At 44.7% G+C, this 21,024-nt stretch carries 11 protein-coding genes; 8 read left to right on the top strand and 3 right to left on the bottom strand.

The features are described 5' to 3' along the window. Window positions 1–75: 75 nt before the first annotated feature. The 3 genes from AC5GD6_RS04580 to sufC are packed head-to-tail and all read right to left on the bottom strand — an operon-like array spanning window position 76 to window position 3,613. Window positions 76–1,299, bottom strand: coding sequence for a SufD family Fe-S cluster assembly protein (locus AC5GD6_RS04580; protein ID WP_311439312.1), 1,224 nt, complete (start codon window positions 1,297–1,299; stop codon window positions 76–78). After that, on the bottom strand, window positions 1,300–2,856 hold the full coding sequence (gene sufB / locus AC5GD6_RS04575) for a Fe-S cluster assembly protein SufB (protein ID WP_006303074.1): 1,557 nt from the start codon (window positions 2,854–2,856) through the stop codon (window positions 1,300–1,302). Beyond that, window positions 2,831–3,613 carry a Fe-S cluster assembly ATPase SufC gene (gene sufC / locus AC5GD6_RS04570; protein ID WP_006303075.1) on the bottom strand — a complete coding sequence of 261 codons (783 nt, stop codon included), beginning with the start codon at window positions 3,611–3,613 and terminating at the stop codon, window positions 2,831–2,833. Before sufC ends, sufB begins: the two co-directional genes overlap by 26 nt. 439 nt (window positions 3,614–4,052) lie before the next feature. On the opposite strand from sufC, the gene AC5GD6_RS04565 reads away from it, so the two are divergent. The 8 genes from AC5GD6_RS04565 to ruvB form a co-directional block, all read left to right on the top strand. After that, complete coding sequence (locus AC5GD6_RS04565) at window positions 4,053–4,448, top strand: Spx/MgsR family RNA polymerase-binding regulatory protein (protein WP_311444282.1); 396 nt, start codon at window positions 4,053–4,055, stop codon at window positions 4,446–4,448. A gap of 278 nt (window positions 4,449–4,726) precedes the next feature. Continuing rightward, the gene (locus tag AC5GD6_RS04560; protein WP_491846337.1) at window positions 4,727–7,969 is read left to right on the top strand and encodes a PD-(D/E)XK nuclease family protein; all 3,243 of its coding nucleotides are present in this window, start codon (window positions 4,727–4,729) and stop codon (window positions 7,967–7,969) included. Next, entirely contained in the window at window positions 7,959–11,801 is a 3,843-nt protein-coding gene (locus AC5GD6_RS04555) for a UvrD-helicase domain-containing protein (protein ID WP_491846336.1), read from the top strand. Before AC5GD6_RS04560 ends, AC5GD6_RS04555 begins: the two co-directional genes overlap by 11 nt. Before the next feature lie 87 nt (window positions 11,802–11,888). Continuing rightward, complete coding sequence (gene dnaE, locus AC5GD6_RS04550; protein ID WP_276769505.1) at window positions 11,889–15,797, top strand: DNA polymerase III subunit alpha; 3,909 nt, start codon at window positions 11,889–11,891, stop codon at window positions 15,795–15,797. A 104-nt stretch (window positions 15,798–15,901) separates the two neighbouring features. Continuing rightward, window positions 15,902–18,631, top strand: coding sequence for an NAD synthase (locus AC5GD6_RS04545; RefSeq protein ID WP_491846335.1), 2,730 nt, complete (start codon window positions 15,902–15,904; stop codon window positions 18,629–18,631). Window positions 18,632–18,716: 85 nt separating this feature from the next. Then, window positions 18,717–19,367 carry a crossover junction endodeoxyribonuclease RuvC gene (gene ruvC, locus AC5GD6_RS04540; RefSeq protein ID WP_006303082.1) on the top strand — a complete coding sequence of 217 codons (651 nt, stop codon included), beginning with the start codon at window positions 18,717–18,719 and terminating at the stop codon, window positions 19,365–19,367. Beyond that, window positions 19,367–20,011: a Holliday junction branch migration protein RuvA gene (gene ruvA / locus AC5GD6_RS04535; protein ID WP_276791249.1), complete on the top strand. Its 645-nt coding sequence runs from the start codon at window positions 19,367–19,369 to the stop codon at window positions 20,009–20,011. Before ruvC ends, ruvA begins: the two co-directional genes overlap by 1 nt. Next, the coding region (ruvB, locus tag AC5GD6_RS04530; RefSeq protein WP_491846334.1) for a Holliday junction branch migration DNA helicase RuvB at window positions 20,011–21,024 on the top strand (1,014 nt) is incomplete at its 3' end. The genes ruvA and ruvB, both read left to right, overlap by 1 nt.

Raw genomic sequence — 21,024 nt, 5'->3', positions numbered from 1 at the left:
ACGTTTTTTTTGTAACGCTGTATAACGTTGGTTGCGTAAAGCTGTATAACGTTTTTTCGTAACGCCGTAGCGTCACTAATCTTCTATCACACCGTTAATTTGGTAGCTACGCGCGTGATTTTCTCCCAATGCATCGGTAAAATCATCTGCCACGTCATCACCTACTATAACGCGCGCACGATCCAAAACGGCATTTCTCGAAACCGTGTCTGGCGCGTGAATAGCCGCATCGTCAAAGATTGCACGCGTAAAGAGCTTGTTTGCTTCTTCTTCGGTAAGACCGCGATCGGCTAGATATGCAAGCTGCTCGGGTCCTATAGAACCAATAGAGGCACCGTGATTTCCTAAAACATCATCTTCGTCACATAGAATAACGGGGAGCGTTTCATTCATAACGTTATCGGATGCAACTAAAACGGTTTCAGCTTCGTTTCCTTTGGAGCCTTTTGCGCCGTGCACCAAATCGATGGTTTCTCGTAGTGTTTTATGTGCATAATCGGTAAGAATACCATTAGAAAGCATGGTACAGCGCGTGTTTCTGCCGCGTTGCCTGCACAGATGGTTAACGTCGAGGCGTTCGTGTTCGCAGGTAAAATAACGAAGCATGAGGTCAAGACGCGAAGAATTGCCGTGAAGATCGCACGAAAAACCAAAGGCCACTTTTTTACCGCCCAGCGCATATTGGTGAACATCAATTTTTGCACGATCGTCGACATCAAGCGCTACGCCTTGTAGATGTTGGTGAGTATCGTTCATAGCAACAATTTCTACCAAATGGATAACGCTTTCGCGTTCGGCTACAATACGCGCCAAATTAGCAGAAGTTGTATCTTGCTCTTCTTTTCCATATGAAACCAAAACGATGGTTGCCTCGGCACCTTCGCGCACGATGATGCCAGTGTCTTTTGCCTCGTGTGCATCGGCATTTACATCAACAACAACAGGCTCTGTGCGCTTAGTGCCTTTTGGAATTTCTATAACGTGTGCATCAGGCGCAACGGATTCTATCCACTTTTGCGCATCTTTTCCTAAGCCGCAGGTCATGCGGTCGAACAGGGGAGGAAGACGCGCATAGAGCGTGCCGCGTACTTCGGGCGCGGGAACAGAAAAGGGAATATTATTGATGTGTAAATAATTCCACGTTTGCGACCAAGGTGCGTTTACATGAGCAAGATTGATAACATCTTTGGTTACGTGCATTGCCGTTTCCTGCGTAAAGGCACTTGTTGGTTGTTCTTGTGTCAAGGAACTTGTTGTAGTTTCTTGCGGAGTCGACTGTTCATTTGTGTTGGTGCTCATTTAGCCAATCGCTCCTTCCATTTCGATTTTAATAAGATTATTCATTTCTACTGCATACTCAAGGGGTAATTCTTTAGAAACCGGGCTCGCAAAGCCGTTAACAACCATGGTGCGTGCTTCGGCTTCGCTACATCCACGACTCATAAGATACAAAATAGTGTCATCTGATATTCTTCCGATGGTTGCTTCGTGTCCCACACTTGCCGTGGCACAGCGAACATTATTAGCAGGAATGGTATCGGAGCGGCTAATATCATCAAGCATAAGCGACTGACAGCTTACCGTTGCCACCGAGTGATGTGCGCTTTTACCAACGATCATAGACGAGCGGAAAGTGTTGATACCGCCGTCTTTAGAAATTGACTTTGTATCAACCGAAGCTTTACAGCCTTGACCATTCATAACGATTTTGCAGCCAGTATCTAGGTTTTGCGTTGCCCCTGCAAAGGTAATGCCCGTAAATTCGCAGGTAGAGTGGTTTCCTTGTAATATGGTACTTGGATATAAGTACGAAACATGACTACCAAACGAGCCCGAAATCCATTCCATTCGTGAGTTTTCACCCACAAGTGCGCGCTTGGTATTGAGGTTGTACATATTCTTTGACCAGTTTTCAATGGTTGAATAGCGCATACGTGCATTATTGCCCACAAAAAGCTCAACGGCTCCAGCGTGCAGGTTTGCTTCGTAATATTTTGGCGCCGAGCACCCTTCAATAAAGTGTAAGTCGGCTTCGTCGTCTACGATGATGAGCGTATGTTCAAACTGACCAGCACTTGAAGCATTAAGCCTAAAATAGCTTTGAAGGGGATAACTAAGCGTTACGCCTTTGGGCACATACACAAACGAGCCACCCGACCAGACGGCATAGTGAAGCGCGGCAAACTTATGATCTTTAAGAGGAATAAGCTTGGAAAAATACTTTTTGACCATGGGTTCCCAGCGCGGATCGTGAAGTGCGTCCTCAATGGTGGTATATACAACTCCTTGTTTTGCCACATCATCGCGCATGTTGTGATACACAATTTCAGAGTCGTACTGCGCACCAACGCCAGCCAAACTTTTACGCTCAGCATCGGGGATTCCTAAGCGCTCAAACGTTTGTTTAATATCTTTTGGAACGTCATCCCAGCTACGAGCCTGTTTGGTGCGTGGGCTTACATAGGTTGAAATATGGTTGAGATCTAAGCCCGAACAATCTGGACCCCAGTTATCTGCCATCTTGAGCTCGTGATAGGTTTCAAGTGCTTCAAGGCGCAGCTGTAGCATCCATGCAGGTTCGTCTTTTTTGCGTGAGATTGAGGTAACAATTTCGGGCGTAAGACCGTCTGCGTAGCGTTCGTAGCCTTCCTCACTCATAACAAAGTCATAGAGTGAGCGGTCGATATCAGAAATATTAGAACGCCCTTTTTCGTCGACACCAACATTTGAGTTTGCACCGCGATCTACATAGTCATCACCTGCGGATTTGGTATCAAACACATCGGTTTGACCTTTGTCGGCAAGCTCTATTAAAGATTGGTCTTTCACGTTAAGCCTCACTTGTTCCACGCGCATCAAGTTGTTCTTCAAGTTTTTGCTCGTATTCGCTAAATCCATGTGCGTCAATATGGTCGATAAGCGAAGCAGGGCCTTCTGCCATTAAGTGGCCTTTAACCATAACGTGTGTACGGTCAACGTTTAAGCGCTCAAGAATACGCGTGTTATGCGTGATCATCAACAACGCGCCATCACACTGCGCGCGATAGGCTTCGATACCTTTTGAAACAATTGCAAGCGCGTCAACGTCTAAGCCAGAATCGGTTTCGTCAAGGATCGCAAGCTTGGGGCGAAGCAATAGGAGTTGCAGCATTTCAACTTTTTTCTTTTCACCGCCAGAAAAACCAACGTTAAGTTCGCGCGTTAAAAATGCTTCGTCCATATCAAGCTGTGACGAGATTTCAGAAACACGCTCACGAAACTTGCGCGCCGTTAATTTAAGCTCGGGACGCTTTTGGCAAATAGTGCGTAAAAAGCTATAAAGTGGCACGCCTGGAACTTCAACGGGGGCTTGATAGGAGAGAAAAATGCCAGCAAGAGAGCGCTTGTCTGCGGTGAACTCAGTAATATCTTGGTCTTCAAAATGAATAGAACCTTCTGTTACGTGATAAACAGGGTCGCCCATAATAACGTGGCCAAGTGTTGATTTACCTGCACCGTTAGGACCCATCATCACGTGGGTTTCTCCTGGTTTAATGGTGAGATTTATGTTATGCAAAATGGGTTTATCTTCTGTTCCTGCATGCAAATTTGAAACAGTAAGTAACTCGGACATGAGCGCCTCTTTCTTATATGCAAACGGCTAAACATCACTTATATGGACAGTACTTGTATGTACATGTTGCGCGAATGTAATTACGCGCGCATGGTGCGTAAGCTTTTGCTTAAGCGTGATGTTTATGTGCGTAGTAGGTGACATATAGTTCTTCATCTATCGTACCCTTATCTGTAAGCTTTAATCGTGTTACATGTGGAGGTTCATTAAAGTTTTATAAGGCAAAGTCTGCAGAAGATGCAGCATCTGCAACAGCTGCGGCGTCTGTAAAAGCTGTAGTGTCTGCAAAATGAAGCAACGCCTGTAAAACTGAGTTTGGTATGCAAAAATTGTGGCGACATAATTGCTTCAGGAAGGGTATCTATACAACGATGGACAAGCAAACAATAAACAAGCAAACAATAAACAACCATAGAGATATGAATTGAGGATGAGATATATGCAAACAGATTCAGCCCGCGTAACATTTCTTTGGTATCCAAGGTGTTCTACCTGCAAAAAAGCAAAGGCATGGCTTGATGTGCATAAGGTAGACTACAAACTTCGTGATATTGTTGAGCAAAACCCCACACCCGAAGAGCTGTCTTTATGGTTTGCGTGCAGTTTGTATGATAATCCACGCCGTTTGTGCAATACCTCGGGTGTTTTATATCGACAAATGAATCTTAAGGCGCAATTAGATGCTGGAATGAGCACTCATGAATTATTTGAGCTTATGGGTACCGAGGGAAAACTGGTTAAACGTCCGTTATTAGTTGTAACGTGCGATGAAAAAGTAACGGCTGTTTGCGCTGGCTTTCGCGAAGAAGAATGGACGGGTGCGCTTAATTTGTAATTAAGGCTAACGTTGCTAAGACTACCGTTATGAGCTTATTTTATGCGCAGCTTTGAGCTGCGCAATTTTTTTACGTGGAGCTTTATAGCAGGCAACTTGGTACCTCACAACATTTACCTTTCAGCCTGTACCCCACAAATTATCGCCCCACAACTTTTTAAATAGCTAAATTCAATGTAGGTATAATTCTTGTCCGCCTCATGCGCTATCCTGTTACATAAAGAACAAAAATCCTAACACGGTATTCAAGTGGTGCTGTGTATGCATGAGGAGAACTTATGTTGCGTCCAACTATCTATAATGCTTTGCAGAAACTTCTGTGCGCGCAGCAAGACGTTGTTATTTTTGTGCCTTCTTTTACGATGCAAACAAAAGTTGAAGGTCTTATAGCTTCGTATCAGCAGCTGGCTTTAGGTATACGCATAACGCAACCTCGTGCGTGGGTTGAAGAACGCTGGAGTGTGTGGGGTAGCAAAGCATATCTTGCTATGCCTGCGTCTTTGCGTATGTATGCCATACGGTGCTTGCTTACAGGCAAAATTCCTTATGAACATACGCAAGATTTTGAGCTTGGTGCCAATAATGGTTTGGTAAGTGTGCTGGCAAAGCTTTTTGAGCGCGCATGTGCACAGGTTGTTGCTTGTGATGAAAAAAATCCTGCATATACGCCTGCTCAACAAGAAATTATTACGCTTGCGCGTGCATACCAAGCCTACATTCATGCACAAGGATATATCGAACAAACAGAAATGCTTGAGTATCTAAGCGTTTCTTTTAAGCATCATCATGTGCAGCTACCTCATATTTTTATGGTGGGTTTTGATACGCACACACGTTTTGAGCAAGAACTTATGGCGCTTCTTTCACCGTGTACTCAGATAGAGTCTTTTACAACCGATGAGTTTTTTGACGATGTGAGTGTTTGTGAAGAGTTGGCGCAGGTATCTCAACACATTTTTTCAAACGATGAACAAAGCATTGCTTCAAGGGGTGCGCTTGATTTACTTTTTCCAACAGGTCCGCTTGCACGCCCGTCGCTTATTGCTGCGCGCGTAGAACAACTTGCTCAAACGTGCAAAACTGTTGCGATTTCTGCCCCCGATGCATTCTATCTTTGGAAAGATTTGGCGCCTCGGTTATGCAAGCAAGGAATTGGCGTTAAAGCCGAGCTTAGTTTTTCGGTGCTCGAAACGCAAACAGGGCGTGCGGTGTTTCAATTTTTACGCAGTGTAGCAACACTTATGCAAGCTGCAAAAACCTGGCCTGCTCCTACGCAGGGAGAAGAGGGAACATATCTTGCCATCCCGCTTGATTCTATGTCGTGGTGGCCTCCAGAAGATCTTATAGACTTTTTAATGTCAGATTGTGCACATATGAGTATGTCAAACGTGTATCGTCTTGATAGGCTGATGCGTTCAAATCGGCTTCTTACACCAAGCGACGTATTAAATTTGCTCCAAAATCCGCACATGGTTTCTCAAAATGTGGTAAGCGCTACGCATGAGCTGCTTAAAGGCCATGTTGCAGCTGCACTTGGAAAACTGGCACAGCCATACGTACAAGCTTTTGACGCGCACACAACTGATGACTTCTATATTGATTCCATGGGCAATACCTGCACTATTTTTCAGCGAGAGCCTCATCCATTTGAGCAGAGTCTTGCATATAGCGTCCTTATGCACCTCAATGCACGCGTTAAGGAACTTAAAGAATTTTATGTATCAAGCGCTACGGATTCTTGTGTAGAAGATTTTCTTCCAAACTTTATCGAGGACGTACATCTTATTGCGCGGTCAATGACGTGTCGTGTGTATCCGTATATGTGCCCATCAGCTAAGAAGGTGTCCAGCAACCATCCGAATAGTGATGATAAAGCATCGTGCGATAGCTCATGTACGAATGATAAGGCATCGTGCGGCGGCTCATCTACAAGTGAACCTTTGTGTTGTGCGTATATTGCACAGCCTTCAGCGCTTGCGCTTCATCTTCCTGCTTCGTTTGACGCGGTGGTGTTAAGTGGGCAAACCTCACAGATGAGTCCGCTTCCTCGTGCACTTGATCCGCTCCAGCAGCTTCTTGTTGCATTTGATATCGAAAAACCTGTAACGCCCCTTGCTCGCGCGCGACATGATTTTCGTGCGCTGTTAAGACTTGCCCAACATCATGTGGTTTTAGAACGCGCCTTGTTCGATGAATCTTCTCATAAGACGTATCCTTCGGTGATGTATACCGAGCTTTTAGCGTGTTATGGCCTTTCATCCTCTGAAGATGATGATGTTCTTGCGCATTTTTCACATATGAGTATGAGTGAAACAGGCATTGCCCACATGATTTATTCTGGCGTGCGTCCCCAGGTGCTGGCTCAAGATAATCCTTTATGTGCAGGACAGGTAAGCAAAGACTATATTCCGTTGGTATGTGTTTCGCCTATGGGTAGAAAAGCCGAGCTTGCAGACAAACCTTTGCTTTCTGCGTCACAAATTGAGGCATACCTGCGTTGTCCGTATTTATGGTTTAACGAACGACGCCTAGGGCTAACCACGCCTGACGCTGGATTTTCTCCTATGGAAGCAGGAACGTTTGTACATCGTGTGCTTGAGCTTGTCCATACCAAATTGCTTGACGTGGCGCAAAGCAAAAGCATGCATTCAGATGCGCTTTATATGAGTGGTACGCGTGCGAACGCGCAGGCACCTGCGCGCGTAAGTAAGACTGCCGATGAGCATGCGCATACGCTGCTTGATAAGTTCTTTGATGAACATCTTCACCATCAATACCTTAAGCAGAGTCAAAAAAGGTATAAACAACTGCAAATATTTGTGCCGCATTGTTTGGAAGATGAGGGTCTGCTTAATCAAATACGTAAAGATTTACATTCGTTTCTTGATTATGAATCGGGGCTGTTTGAAGGGTTTGAGCCTAGATTTTTTGAGCTTGGCTTTGGTAAGGGTGAGGCGGCTGTTGAATATGCAGGCGTATATGTAAATGGTTCTATTGACCGCGTTGATGTGGACGCGCATGGTAACGCGCTTATTATTGACTATAAGCATAAGTCAACCTATAAGTTTTTACCGTCCTATGCGCTTTTTACCAGTGCACATCCCTATACAGATGGTACGTATGAACTGGCAGAACATATTCAAACGCTTATCTATGCAAGCGTTTTACAAAAGCTCTATCCAAATTTGCATGTAGTAGGTGCGCTCTATGTTTCTACTAAAAGAAATCATGCGATCTCGGGTGCAGTGGACGAAAACTTTATCGATCGTGTGTGTGGTTGTAATCGTGTGTCTAGACAGCTTCGCCAAAGCATTGCGGTACCTGCCAATTTTTATAGTGAGTATAGTACGCTTACAGGTTTTCAAGGGGTTCTTGATGCAACCGAACATATGATTGCCCAAAAAATTACAGGCATGATAGGCGGAAACATTGCGCCAGACATCAGTTCGCCCGAGCACATCCAAACATGCCCGTATTGTAAAATTGCTTATCAGAATGGAAGGATTCACCATGAAAACTAGCGGAGTCCTCACCGATGAAAAGATATTAGACGGGCTCAACGATCAACAAAAACAGATCGTCACAACGCTTGCTTCTCCTTTATTTGTAGAGGCAGGCGCTGGATCGGGTAAAACCTTTACGCTTACCAAACGCGTATTGTGGGCACTTACCAAGGGTTCAGGCCCAAACGGCACTGCATTTTTAGATGATGTATCGCAGGTATTAATTATTACCTTTACCCATGCAGCCGCTCACGAAATAAAAGAGCGCATTCGTTCTAGTTTGCGCGAAGCTCATATGGTTCAACAGGCGCTTGAGGTAGATAATGCATGGATCAGCACGATTCATGGTATGTGTTCGAGGATACTTAAAACATACGCGCTTGACCTTGGCATAGATCCGCAATTTAGCATTGCGTCTGAAAACGATACCGTAAAGCTCATGCGCCGTGCCGTTCAAGATGTTTTAAGTGATTATTATCATAAGCGTTTTGAGATCTCAGGTATGCGTTTATTGCTTGGGGCATATGAAATGGGAAGCATGGGCGATGTTTCTACGGGCTTTTTACCAACAGGTCTCTGCGATGTAATCTCTACTATTTCTCGTCAAGCAAAAATATATGCCGATGGATATGACGCTTTCACCAAGGTAGAGGATACAACGCTTGAGCCACGAATAGATGACATCATAGGCGGTCTTACTACACTTTGTAACGCAGATGATATAACCGAAAAAGCTAAAGAAAAGCTTGCGCCTTGTACAGAATTTGCCTCGCGCTTAAAAAGCTGTTTGCAAAATCTTACTCATACACTTGAATTTGCCACATCTGACGATGAAGTTATTGCCTCAAGTAATGATATATGCGCATGTTTGCAGGAGCTTCGCACAAAGCTTCCCACATCTGTTGGTAAGGCACATGCTCAAGAGCTTAAAACCCTTAAAGAAGATTTTGCATGCGCGCATGATAGTGTACGTTTTTTGGTGCTTAATCGCGCGTTTGATTTGTGCGTAGACATAGCGCGGCATGTGGATGAGCGATATATGCAACTTAAGCGTGAATGTTCTATGCTCGATAATGACGACTTAATCCACGAAACTCTGCGCGTTATCAAACATAATTCTTACGTTGCCGCGCAACTCACGAATCGCTTTAAGTTGGTTATGGTTGATGAGTTTCAAGATACCGATACGGCGCAATTAGAGCTTATTTCTTTACTGTCAGGAAAAAATGCTGAGCACCTTACCACGGTGGGCGATGCACAGCAGTCTATTTATGCATTTCGTGGTGCTGATGTTTCGGTATTTAGAAAACGTGAAGCTACATGCCCATGCGCACTTAAACTTTGTGTTAACTATCGAAGCCATAAAGATATTTTGTCCTTTGTTGATAAAGTATGCGATGCAGGAACTCCTAGCAATCCAAAACAAGGTCTTGTCCAGCACTTTATGCACTTAGATGACAATCCTACACGTGACGCACACGCCTATAAAGCTCATGATCTTCCTCGTTTGGATGTAGAAATGGTAAAAGCGCCTTTCAAACGCGATGTTTGCGCACGTAAGGTGCTGGCTGCGGCGCTTGCACAGCGTATGTATGCGTATGTAAAGCACGGTCAAAAGCCTTCTGATATGGCACTTTTAGTGCGCTCTGCAACAAATGTTGATGTATATTTAGATGCCATTCGCGCACGCGGCCTTAATTGTGTGGTAAGTGGAGGTTCTACCTTTACATCTGCTCCCGAAGTGCAGGTTATGGCTCAGCTGCTACATGTTTTAGCCAATCCGTGCGATACACAAAACGGTCTTTTTGGCTTGTTGATTTCACCGCTATTTGCTCTCGACGAACAAGACCTTTTGCTTCTTGCGTCTATGAATCAGCCAACAAGTGATTTACCTGCAAAACGTCCGATTGATCGTGGACTGGAGCATATGACATTTTACAAGGATATGCCTTGTTCTCTGCGTTTGCAGCGTGCTCACGATATTCTTATGCGCGCACGTAATGAGCTTCCGTACAAAAGTGTTGCCGATGTATGTTTAGATGTTGTCAAACAGTCGGGCTGGTTGTTGCGGCTCGAAAAAGCAGGTACGACAACTATTCCTGTACGTGCAAATATTATGGCTGCACTTAAATATATAGATGAACTTACCAAAGATTTAGGTTTAGGGCCAGCGCGCACCGCTCAAGAGTTTGACATTTGGCTTTCTCGCTCAAAGATTGCGCCGGCGTCTCTTGCAGGTGATGATCAGGATTCAATTCAGGTTATGACAGTTCATGCTTCAAAAGGCTTGGAATTTCCGCTTGTCTTTTTAAGCGAATGGTATACCGAAGTGCCTGTCGCTCCTCGTGTGATGTGTGTGTCTGTACCTAAGAGTTCAACAAAGCAGCCAACATCTACAACAAAGCAGCCAACTCACGCCGACGCACATTCCTCGTCTTTAGACGCGCAAGAGACCGCGGCAAAGGTAGCTTGTATGCTGGTTCCGCCGTCATCAGATTTAATGCCACATCAAAAATTTGATGAGGGGGTTGTAGAAGAACACGCGCCTGTGTGTTATAGCGAGTGGTTTGAGTATGGAAAACGTTTGGCTTCGCTTCGTGATCGCGAAGAAAGCGCGCGTATTCTCTATGTAGGCTTAACGCGCGCACGCGAAGCATTGATTGTTGGTTTGCCTCTTGTTTCGGTTAAAGATGGCTATCGTGATACGCTTGCATTGCGCGTAGCTCAGGCTTTGGATATAGCGGATGAACAAGCAGGACTTCACCATAAGGCGTATGGTGGTTCTCAAGATGCTTCTGTTCGTGTGTTTGAGCTGCAGCCCGATGATTCAGATACGCTTGTTATTAGAGGAAATCATGCACTAGAAGAGCTTGAAGGCTACAAGATTCCTCTTAAGCGCGAGCTTGTACATAGCATTAGTTTGCCGGTATCAGAAGCGTTTTCAACGAAGCACGATAAAAAGCAGGCTTCACCATGTACAGACACGCTTAAGATACAAGATGATAGAATGCATCCCAGCTCGCTACCCTTTGAACTGTATGATACAAATTCTTCGCAGAAAACGTATGACATTATAATGCAGCGCGCGTCGGCTGATTTTTATAGTTTTTCTTCGATTAAAGACGCTATGGATCAAGATAAACAGGAGTTTACCTCACATGCTGATCCGCAAAAAGCAGACGCTGTGTCTAGTCAACCAGATGAACATTCGTCAAAGTGCGCAAATCAAAGTGTTTCAGATGAATCTATGCCCTTAGGTGTATCTTTAGATACATCGTCTCAGTCTGTTCAAGCCGCGTCGATGAATACTTCCGATACAACACGCGCAACTGCACTAGGTTCGGCATTTCATCAACTTGCACAAAGTATGGTAGAATCGCAAAATCTGTTCCCCTCAGATGAACACATTGCGCGCATGTGTGCGTATTGGAAGTTATCTGCTGCAAAAGAGAAGCGGTTACGTGACGCGCTTTGGCGTTGGTGGAATTCTAACATTCGTCGTGAAGTTCTCACCTACGATACTATCCGTGCTGAAGTGCCGTTTTGTATCCAGCGTGATTCGGCATACGGGCGCTATTATCATGGTGCATTCGACTTATTAGCAACTTCTGCTTCGTCGCGTCATGCGCTTCTTATTGATTACAAAACAGGAGATCTGGGCTTGTCAAAAGAAGAGATTGCTGCTCGCCATGCATTGCAATCACAACTGTATGCCGATGTATTGTTGCATGCTGGTTATACAAGTGTGACCTGTGCGTTTGTTTGCGTTGAGTTAGACGATGGGCATGGACAACCTTATGTAATTAAAACAGATTACAGCAGTTGTGAGGCTAAAAATCCTGCTTGCTAAAAAGAAGGACATACGATTACGATAAAACAGCTACGATAGATAACGCTACGATATATACAGCTACAATAGACGAAATTTGAGGGAATAATGGCTTTTGTTCATTTGCATAATCATTCGTTTTTTTCTGTTTTGGACGCATCAACTTCCATTCAGGATATGGTGGACGCAGCAGTTGCTCAACACATGCACGCGCTTGCACTTACCGATCATGCGTATATGTTTGGGATCCCCGATTTCGATTTAGCATGCAGAAAATATAACGATAATGCTGCCGATATGAAGCAGTACAAGCACGATGTTGAATGCTATGAAAAACAGTGGGATAACAAAGAGCCTAAGCCAGATGACCCTGACGCTGCGCCTCACGATAGATGCCATGCACAATGGGAAAAAGATAAACGCGTATGGGATGAAACGCATGATATCGAGCGCGTTCGTGCACAAAAACCTGAGCTTCTCATTAAGCCTATTTTTGGATGTGAGGCAAACCTCATTCCTGATCAGTGTATCGAAAAAGGAACGCCGCAAAAACGTTATCACCTAACGCTTTTGGTAAAGAATGCTGTGGGCTACGTTAACTTAATGAAAATGATGTCACTTGCGGCAAACCAAATGATGTATTACAAGCCTCGTACTACGTTTGCCATGTTGGAAAAGTATCATGAAGGCCTTATTTGTTTAAGCGGTTGTGCGCATGGTGTTATCGCTCAAATGATAGTTACGCAGCAATACGATGCAGCGCGCGCGTGGGCACAAAAATTTAAAGCTTTGTTTGGTGATGATTTTTATCTTGAAATCCAAGATCACGGTGTTTCTTTGGATTCTTGGAATGGTATGTCTGAACAAATGATTGCACAACGCATTGTTCAGCTGGGAAAAGAAGAGGGGATAGCTGTTGTTGCAACTAATGACAATCATTATTTTCATCAAGATGACGTTGAAACGCGCGACATCTTAAGCTGTATTGGTGCCAACACCCACCTCGACGAAAATTACCAGTCAACGCTTCCTGGTTCAGAGTTTTATTTTAAGTCCGAAGAACAAATGCGCGCACTGTTTGCATGGGTTCCTGAGGCCGTAGACGAAAGCGTTCGCATAGCCGCAAAATGTTCGTTTGAACTTGACTGGACGCACATGTATCTACCTAAGTTTCCTGGTTTGCGCGAAGGCGAAACATCAGAGGAGCGTTTCCGGAGCGAATGCGAACAAGGTTTGGCGCGCAAATACGGCGAACAATGGCAAGACGTTACCATTAACGGCGTAAATGTAAAAGAGCGTTTTGAATATGAATATGGCGTTATTTGTTTTAAGGGTTTTGCTGACTACTTTTTAATTGTTCAAGAATATGTTCGATGGGCAAAAGAACATGGTATTGGAGTTGGCCCTGGTCGTGGTTCGGCGGCAGGTGCTATTGTTGCATACGCTATGGACATTACGGCATTTGACCCGCTTGAAAACGGCCTGATGTTTGAGCGTTTCTTGTCACTCGAGCGTACCGAGATGCCCGATATCGATATGGACTTCGACGATGAGCGTCGTTTGGAAGTTGTGCAACATGTTCGTGAACTGTATGGTTCTGATCGTGTGTGTCACGTTATTACGTACTCAACCATTAAGGCAAAACAGGCAATTAACGATGCTGCTCGTGTTTTGGGGTATCCCGTTGCAACTGCGCAAAAATTGTCGAAAATGGTTTCAAGTGATCCAAAGACTAAGCTGAAATTTGTGCTTTCAAAAACTGAAGGCAAAGAGGACATGTATAACCCCGATTTTGTGGACGCTTACCATAATAATGGCGATGAGCACCGCATTATTGATGCTGCACGCTCTATTGAGGGCATCATTCGTGGCGAAGGTGTGCATGCCTGCGCTATCCTTATTGCACCAACACCTGTTAATGATCACGTTCCCACCAAGCTTGACACCAAAGGTGGCGTAGAAATTACCCAATACGAAGGACATTCCGTTGCAGATATGGGTCTGTTAAAGATGGACTTTTTGGGCTTGCGTACCTTAACCGTTATTTCTAAAGCACTTGATAACATTCGTGCTAGTTATCCCGACTTAAGTAAGCTTGATTCTTTAGGTGATGGAGTTAAAGCTTGTCTTAAACCTGGAGCTACTTGCATTGATATAGATCCGCAAAAAATACCTTTTACCGATCCGCGCATTTTTCAGTTGGTTGGTTCGGGGCGAACTGCTGGCGTGTTCCAAATTGAATCGGAAGGCATGACAGCAACCATCAAAAATATGAAACCAAAAGAGTTTCGTCAAATTGTAGCTTTAATTGCCTTGTATCGTCCAGGACCTCTGGGCGCAGGAATGGTAACTAGCTATATTAACCGTATGAACGGTCGTGAACCTGTTGTCTTTTACGATGACAGACTTTCAGACATTTTGGACGAAACATACGGAACTATTGTATACCAAGAGCAGGTTATGCAGATTTCGGTAAAAATGAGTGGCTTTTCTAAAGGAGAGAGTGACTCTAAAATCAGAAAACCTGTTGCAAAGAAAAAAATTGCGCTTTTAACCAGTACCATTTTTCACTGGGAAAACGGTCGCGATGAAACAACGTATGACCATTGGATGAATGGTGCAAGTGCAAATGGCTATAAAAAAGAAGTTGCACAACGTATTTGGGACGATGTTTTGGAATTTGCGTCGTATGCGTTTAACAAATCGCACTCTGCAGGCTATGCTATTTTGGTTATGCAAACAGCCTGGTTAAAAGCATATTTTCCGCGTGAATACATGGCATCGGTGCTTACATCGTATATGGGTAAAACCAACAAAATTGTCCACTATATTAGTGCATGTAATCACGAGGGCATTAAGATTTTGCCTCCTGATATTAACGAGTCTGGTCGTGATTTTACGGCAACACCACAAGGAATTCGTTTTGGATTTGCTGGTATTCGCGGTGTTGGTGAAAATGTTGGTATTGCTATTATGCAAGAACGCAAGAAAAACGGCCCATTTGCAAATTTGCATGATTTTGTAAAGCGCGTTAATTCTGCTCAGGCAAACCGCCGTGTTGTAGAGGCTCTTATCAAGGCTGGTGCGTTTGATTCGTGTGGCTATCCACGCAAGCAGCTTATGGGATTTATTGATAAAAACAATCCTAAAAATATTATTGATGAAGCCGCACGTCACGAAAAAGATCGTTCGATGGGGCAGTTGTCGCTGTTTGATTATTTTGGAACGGTTGAAGGATCGGGATTTGAAGAAAAAATTCCTCCTGCAGATCCGCATGATCGCTGGGAAGACGGATTTATGCTTTCGCAAGAGCGCGAAGTATTAGGTATTTATGTTACCGACCACCCTCTGCGCCCGTATCAGGTTGCTTTGCGTCGTTCGCGTGATTTTACCTTAAGTGAGCTGGAAGAAAGCAAAGAAGTTATTGACGAGCAAAGCGGCGCCACACATTTGGAATATAAAGTTCCCGAAGGAAAAACAATACATTTAGCAGGCATGACAGCAACAGGTCTTATTCAGCGTCGCCTTACTAAAACGGGAAAACAGATGGCTATTGTTACGCTCGAAGATATGGAAGGACAAATTCCTTTAGTTGTATTTCCTAAGGTGTTTGAGGCTTCATCTGCGCTGCTTAAAGGTGAAGTTTTGGAGTCGCTTGATAGCAGTGGCGAAAATATTTTCATCAAAGTTACTGGTAAACTTGAGCGTGGCGAGCGAGGTAATCAAGTTATTGTAGAGACTTTGGCACCGCTTCAGCTTTCGGGTGCAATTAACTCAATTCATGTTATAGAAATCGGCCTTTCTACGTCAAAACTCTCTACGCCTTATTTTGAAATGCTGCGGAGCGTGCTTGTGCGCTATCCTGGACTTGATAGGGTTGAGTTGCTGTACGAAAGTTCGGCACATGATATTATGCATATGGAGTTACCTCTTACGGTAGATGCGTGCGATCCGCTGCTCAAGGCCGAGATTGAGGATATGTTTGGTTCGGATTGTCGAGTGAGTGTGTTTATCTAAAGGGTTGTAAGCGCGCTCGGTAAGAGTTGCGTGAGTTCAACGCATGATACCATGCTTACTCAAATGGCGTTGTGCGGTGTTAGTATAAAGTTTTGGAGCGATTCATGAATATATTGATGGTACATACGCGTCTTATTTGTTCAACAGTTGCCGAAATGCTTGCCAAGCTCGAAGAACTTGACGCATATGCTACACGTCATGCAGTTGATTTAATTATTGTTCCACGTAGTTTTACCAATGCGTGCTTGAAAGTAGGTATAGCAGATCCATCTTCTTTGGCGCGCTCTTCGCGCTGTGATGATTTAGATGTGCGCTTGCGCTGCTTGTATACCATGGCGCTCCATATGAAAACACCTTTGTTAGCTCCTTGTGATTGGAGTTTTGCCTCGCGTGAGTATCCGTGCGCATTTCTTCTTGAAGAACGCTTGCCGCGCCGAGTTACTCGTTTTAGCTTGTGTCATCAAAGATTTGTGTGCACATTTTCGCCGCGTAATTTAGATGCATACAAAAAATATGAGCCACATGGAATCATCCTGTTTGACTCTCAACCACTTTCGCTCTCGTCTGCGCTCGAGTTTGTAAATGCGTCTGCACATACGCCTTCAAGTACGGCTGAAAATACGTCTTCATGTACGGCTAAAGAGGCGGTTAAAAACGTAGCCACAGCCACGGTTGCAACTAAGCTTGAGCGAGTAACGCCGTTTATGCAGGATACTTCGATAACTCCTACGATATGTCCTGTATATGTAGTGCCAAGTATTGGTTGCATAAACAACAAACTTTATGCAGCACCAAGTTTTGTTTTGCAGCCACATGGAACAATTAACGCGTATTGTGCACCCTTTGAACAGCGCTTTTGTTTGTATAACACTGATCAATCGCCAACATCTAAAGACGAACTATCAACTCAAAAATTGTCAACTCGTATTCAAAAAAATCCTGACTCTGCTTACATGCGTATCTGGGATGCGCTTTGTATGGGTGTCCAAGACAGGTGTGCAACATTTGGCATGTGTGAAGTTGTTTGCGTCATGGATGGTGGTCTTGCAAGTAGCGTGCTTGCTGCGTTATTAGTTGATGCACTTGGTGCTTTACACGTACACGCGTTGATTGCGCCTCGCGAATGCTCGTATGATTTTACGGCTGCCAACACATTGGCAACTGCGTTAGGAATTGATGCTCGTACCTGCAATGATATGTCGTACGGTCAAGGTTTTAGAACGTTGCAAGAAAAAATACATGTTCGCGAAGGTGCGCTTGTTGGCTATGCACAAACATGGGCGCAAACGCTTTCGGCTGTGCTGGTAAGTTCGTGTGACAAACTTGCGTATATGCTGGGTGCATACACACTTTTTGATACATGTGCTCGCATTGCTCCGCTTGCCGACCTCTTACGTTGCGATATCGAGTGTCTTGCGCGAGGACGCATGACTCGTTCGGCTCTTTTTTCAACCTGTGAATATAAAAATATTGAATATCAAAGGCTGCAAGAACACCTGTCTGCGCTTGCTACCTGTGATGTCCACACACTTGATAGTAGCTTACAGGATTATCTTCACCAGCGAATATCAGCGTCTAAGCAGTCTCACGCCACTCAGCCTTGTGCTACGCAACCCCGTGCTACGCAACCCCGTGCTACGCAACCCCGTGCTACGCAATTTTGCCCTACTCAAGAAGAAATCGACTTCTTTACTTCGTGTTTGAATAAACTTTCGAGTACGCTTGCCGCGCCATTTGATACATTCACGCTTTCCGATTGTCCCATCTCGGCATGCATGTTAGCTGCTCAAGCTGATACGTTATCAACCGCTCTGGTACCAACAGACCTGTCGTCACAGCTGTTTCAAAAGATAGATCTGTCGTTGATGAAGGCTTTTTCTCGTTCGCCTGAGTCTTTGCTCAAATTGTTCGGAGCAGATGACGACGACGTCGACCCAGACGACGCCGACCCAGACGATCCGTATCTAGACGATGATGACGACGATGAACTTGATGAGGACATTCTTTTACGCCCAACCGGCGCGCGTGATGTAGATCCAAGCACTGATAGGGATGTTATACAACATGCACAATCTCTGAAAGCATGGCTTGAGAGTCATGGTTTTCAAACGCTTCCAGTTGCAGGTGGGTTTATGACGGTGGGTAACGCGCACGACATTGACGAAAACGAATTACGCAAGCTCTTGCAATCGCTTCCGGGCGATATAGATAGTCACATTATGCAGGCTAATATTGAAGTTCCAAGTGATTCTGTGAGCGACTTTGAAACATTTATGAAAGATATTCAGCGTGTGTTTGATAGGGCGTCTGACGATTCGCAAGAGCATACCTCAGACGACACTCAAAGCAATACATCGGATAAAGCTGTTGATAAATTTATCCGTGATCTGCAACATGCGTTTGATCTTAAAAATAAGATGGGCGCTCAAAAAGCAGCTCGTGCACAGGTACGTTCGCAGGACCAGTCGATTCAAGATTTGGTGGACGATATTTTGAGCGCGCGACCGCTTTCACATGAAGAAAGTTTTTATATTTTAGACAATCAGCTTGATACGTTTGAAAATATGGAGTTCAGTGCAAACAATGCCCATCAACCAAACGCACATGATGCCTCGTTTACCAAACTTATGAATAAAAAGCTTACCTCGGCGCATGCCGAGCGCCATTTGAAATTTATTTTGGGAACAGTACGTGACTTTTGCTATGGTGGCGTGTTTTATAATCATACGCAGCGTCCCACGCGTACATCTCATACAAATGCATCATCTGTATCGGGTACTTCTTTGCAGATGACGCACGAGTTAGATGACAATAATCCGTATTCTGAAAACTAAGTCCTTAAATCTCATCCACATTGTCAAAGAATCTGATATACTAGAACTAATGTTCCGGTTATCGGGATGATACTAAGGAGATAGCATGGTAATCCTAGGAATAGACCCAGGACTTGCACATACAGGATGGGGTATTGTGGAAACACGTGGGAGCGTGTATCGCGCACGTGCGTACGATTGCGTGGTTACTACCTCTGCTCAGTCGTTGCCCGAACGTCTTGATGCTATTTATCAGGGAATTTCCTATGCTATTGAGCGCTATCAGCCAGTTCATGTGGCTATTGAAAAAATATTTTTTGGCGAAAATGTGCGTTCTGCCATAGATACGGCACATTCACGCGGTGCGGCACTTGTTGCGTGCGCTCGTGCAGGTGTTGTTTTGGGCGAGTATACTCCCATGCAGATTAAACAAGCTGTTGTTGGTACGGGTTCAGCCGATAAACGCCAAGTGATCTTTATGGTTAGAAATATTTTGAACCTCGATCACGACCCAAGACCCGATCACTGTGCCGATGCGTTGGCTGCGGCAATTTGCCATGCGAGTTTACTTCGTACGCAGCAAGCGGCATATCAAAGTGCTTCGGTAGAAATGCTTGAGCAGCAACGTGCCGAAGCTCTTCAACACAAACTACAGGCTCGTGCGCTTACGGCAGCTGCAAGCAAGGCTCATTCCGATTATGCTCACGGCATTGGAAATGTTATGGATAAGACACGTCAGAGTAGGAGAAATAAATAATGATTGTTCAGCTTACAGGAACACTTGTTGAAGTCTTTCCAAACTCGGTGGTCTTAGACGTACAGGGCGTGGGTTATGAATTGGGAATTTCTGCCAATACGGCTGCCAATTTACCTGCATGTGGTCAAACGGCTGTTACGCTGTTAGTTAGAATGATTGTTAAAGAGAATGCTATGGAGCTTTATGGCTTTTCTTCACGCCAAGAACGAAACGCATTTGATAGGCTTATTGGGATTTCGGGTGTAGGTCCTAAACTTGCGCTGGCGGTTTTGTCAACATATTCTTTATCAGATTTAGCAACAATTGCGCTGTCTGAAGATGTAACACGTATGGCACAGGTGCCTGGCGTTGGAAAAAAGAAAGCGCAACGTTTGCTTATAGAGTTAGCCGATGTGTTTGCAAAAGATGCCGAGCTTCGTATTTTGGCTTCTGCCGAGCAAAAGACGTCTGGCGCGTGCGCGCAAGCACCGCAGCACAGTGTACTTGATGACGCGCAATCGGCATTATTGGCTATGGGCTTTACACCTCAAGAAGTTGAGCTTGCTCTTAAACCGTATGATAAAAAAGAATGCAATGATAATCCATCGCTTACGGCACAAACCGTTATTACGCAAGCGCTTCAACGCTTAGGAGGCAGATTATAGTGTGGGTAGCAGACGAAGAAAACCTCTTTGCCGATAGCGCTTCAAGCATGCACTCGCATGCTTTACAGCACGAGAGCGGAACAGATGCTCAAGCACATAACGCAGGGGCTTCGCGGAGCGTGGCGTGTGAGCTTACCGAAGATGATTTAGATGTTGAGCGTAGTTTACGACCAGAATCGCTGGGAGAATATTGCGGACAAACGCGTGTACGCGAAAACCTTCGTGTACTTATTTCTGCTGCAAAGGATAGGGGAGAAACCCTCGATCACGTGTTGTTTTCGGGCCCTCCCGGTTTAGGAAAAACAACACTTGCTTCAATTGTTGCTCATGAAATGGGTGCTCACCTTAAAACAACCTCAGGTCCAGCAATTGCTAGAACAGGTGATTTAGCTGCTATTTTGACAAACCTTCAAGAGGGAGATGTCTTATTTGTCGACGAAATCCATCGCCTTAATCATCAGGTAGAAGAAGTGCTCTATCCGGCAATGGAAGATTTTTTCCTTGATATTGTTATTGGAAAAGGTCCAGCTGCACGTTCGATACGTTTAGATGTGCCTCACTTTACGCTCATTGGTGCCACCACCAGAACGGGCTTGTTAACGGGACCTTTGCGCGATCGTTTTGGAATTTCGTATCGCCTTGATTATTATACGGTGGATGAGCTGGCAGAAATTGTAAAACGCAGCGCGGGGATTCTTGAGGTTGGTATTGACGATTCAGGCGCACAAGAAATTGCATCCCGCTCGCGCGGTACGCCTCGTCTTGCAAACCGCCTTCTTAAGCGCGTACGAGATTATGCACAGGTAAAAGCTCATGGCGAAATATCCTGGGATGTTGCTTCACAAGCTTTATCGTTCTTTGAAATTGACGAAATGGGCTTAGACTGGATGGATAAAAAGATATTATCGGTATTAACGCAAACATTTGGAGGTAGAGCGGTTGGACTTACCACTATTGCTTCTGCGGTAGGGGAAGATCCTGCTACGTTGGAAGATGTGTACGAGCCGTATTTG

This window comes from Fannyhessea sp., assembly GCF_986145555.1.
The sequence above is the reverse complement of the archived record's forward strand: the minus strand, read 5'-3'. Positions and strand labels throughout refer to the sequence as shown.

Excerpts from the sequence above, each read along its gene's own strand:
- AC5GD6_RS04580 (WP_311439312.1), bottom strand. The coding sequence starts at position 1,299 with ATGAGCACCAACACAAATGAACAGTCGACTCCGCAAGAAACTACAACA.
- sufB (WP_006303074.1), bottom strand. The coding sequence starts at position 2,856 with ATGCGCGTGGAACAAGTGAGGCTTAACGTGAAAGACCAATCTTTAATA.
- sufC (WP_006303075.1), bottom strand. The coding sequence starts at position 3,613 with ATGTCCGAGTTACTTACTGTTTCAAATTTGCATGCAGGAACAGAAGAT.
- AC5GD6_RS04565 (WP_311444282.1), top strand. The coding sequence starts at position 4,053 with ATGCAAACAGATTCAGCCCGCGTAACATTTCTTTGGTATCCAAGGTGT.
- AC5GD6_RS04560 (WP_491846337.1), top strand. The coding sequence starts at position 4,727 with ATGTTGCGTCCAACTATCTATAATGCTTTGCAGAAACTTCTGTGCGCG.
- AC5GD6_RS04555 (WP_491846336.1), top strand. The coding sequence starts at position 7,959 with ATGAAAACTAGCGGAGTCCTCACCGATGAAAAGATATTAGACGGGCTC.
- dnaE (WP_276769505.1), top strand. The coding sequence starts at position 11,889 with ATGGCTTTTGTTCATTTGCATAATCATTCGTTTTTTTCTGTTTTGGAC.
- AC5GD6_RS04545 (WP_491846335.1), top strand. The coding sequence starts at position 15,902 with ATGAATATATTGATGGTACATACGCGTCTTATTTGTTCAACAGTTGCC.
- ruvC (WP_006303082.1), top strand. The coding sequence starts at position 18,717 with ATGGTAATCCTAGGAATAGACCCAGGACTTGCACATACAGGATGGGGT.
- ruvA (WP_276791249.1), top strand. The coding sequence starts at position 19,367 with ATGATTGTTCAGCTTACAGGAACACTTGTTGAAGTCTTTCCAAACTCG.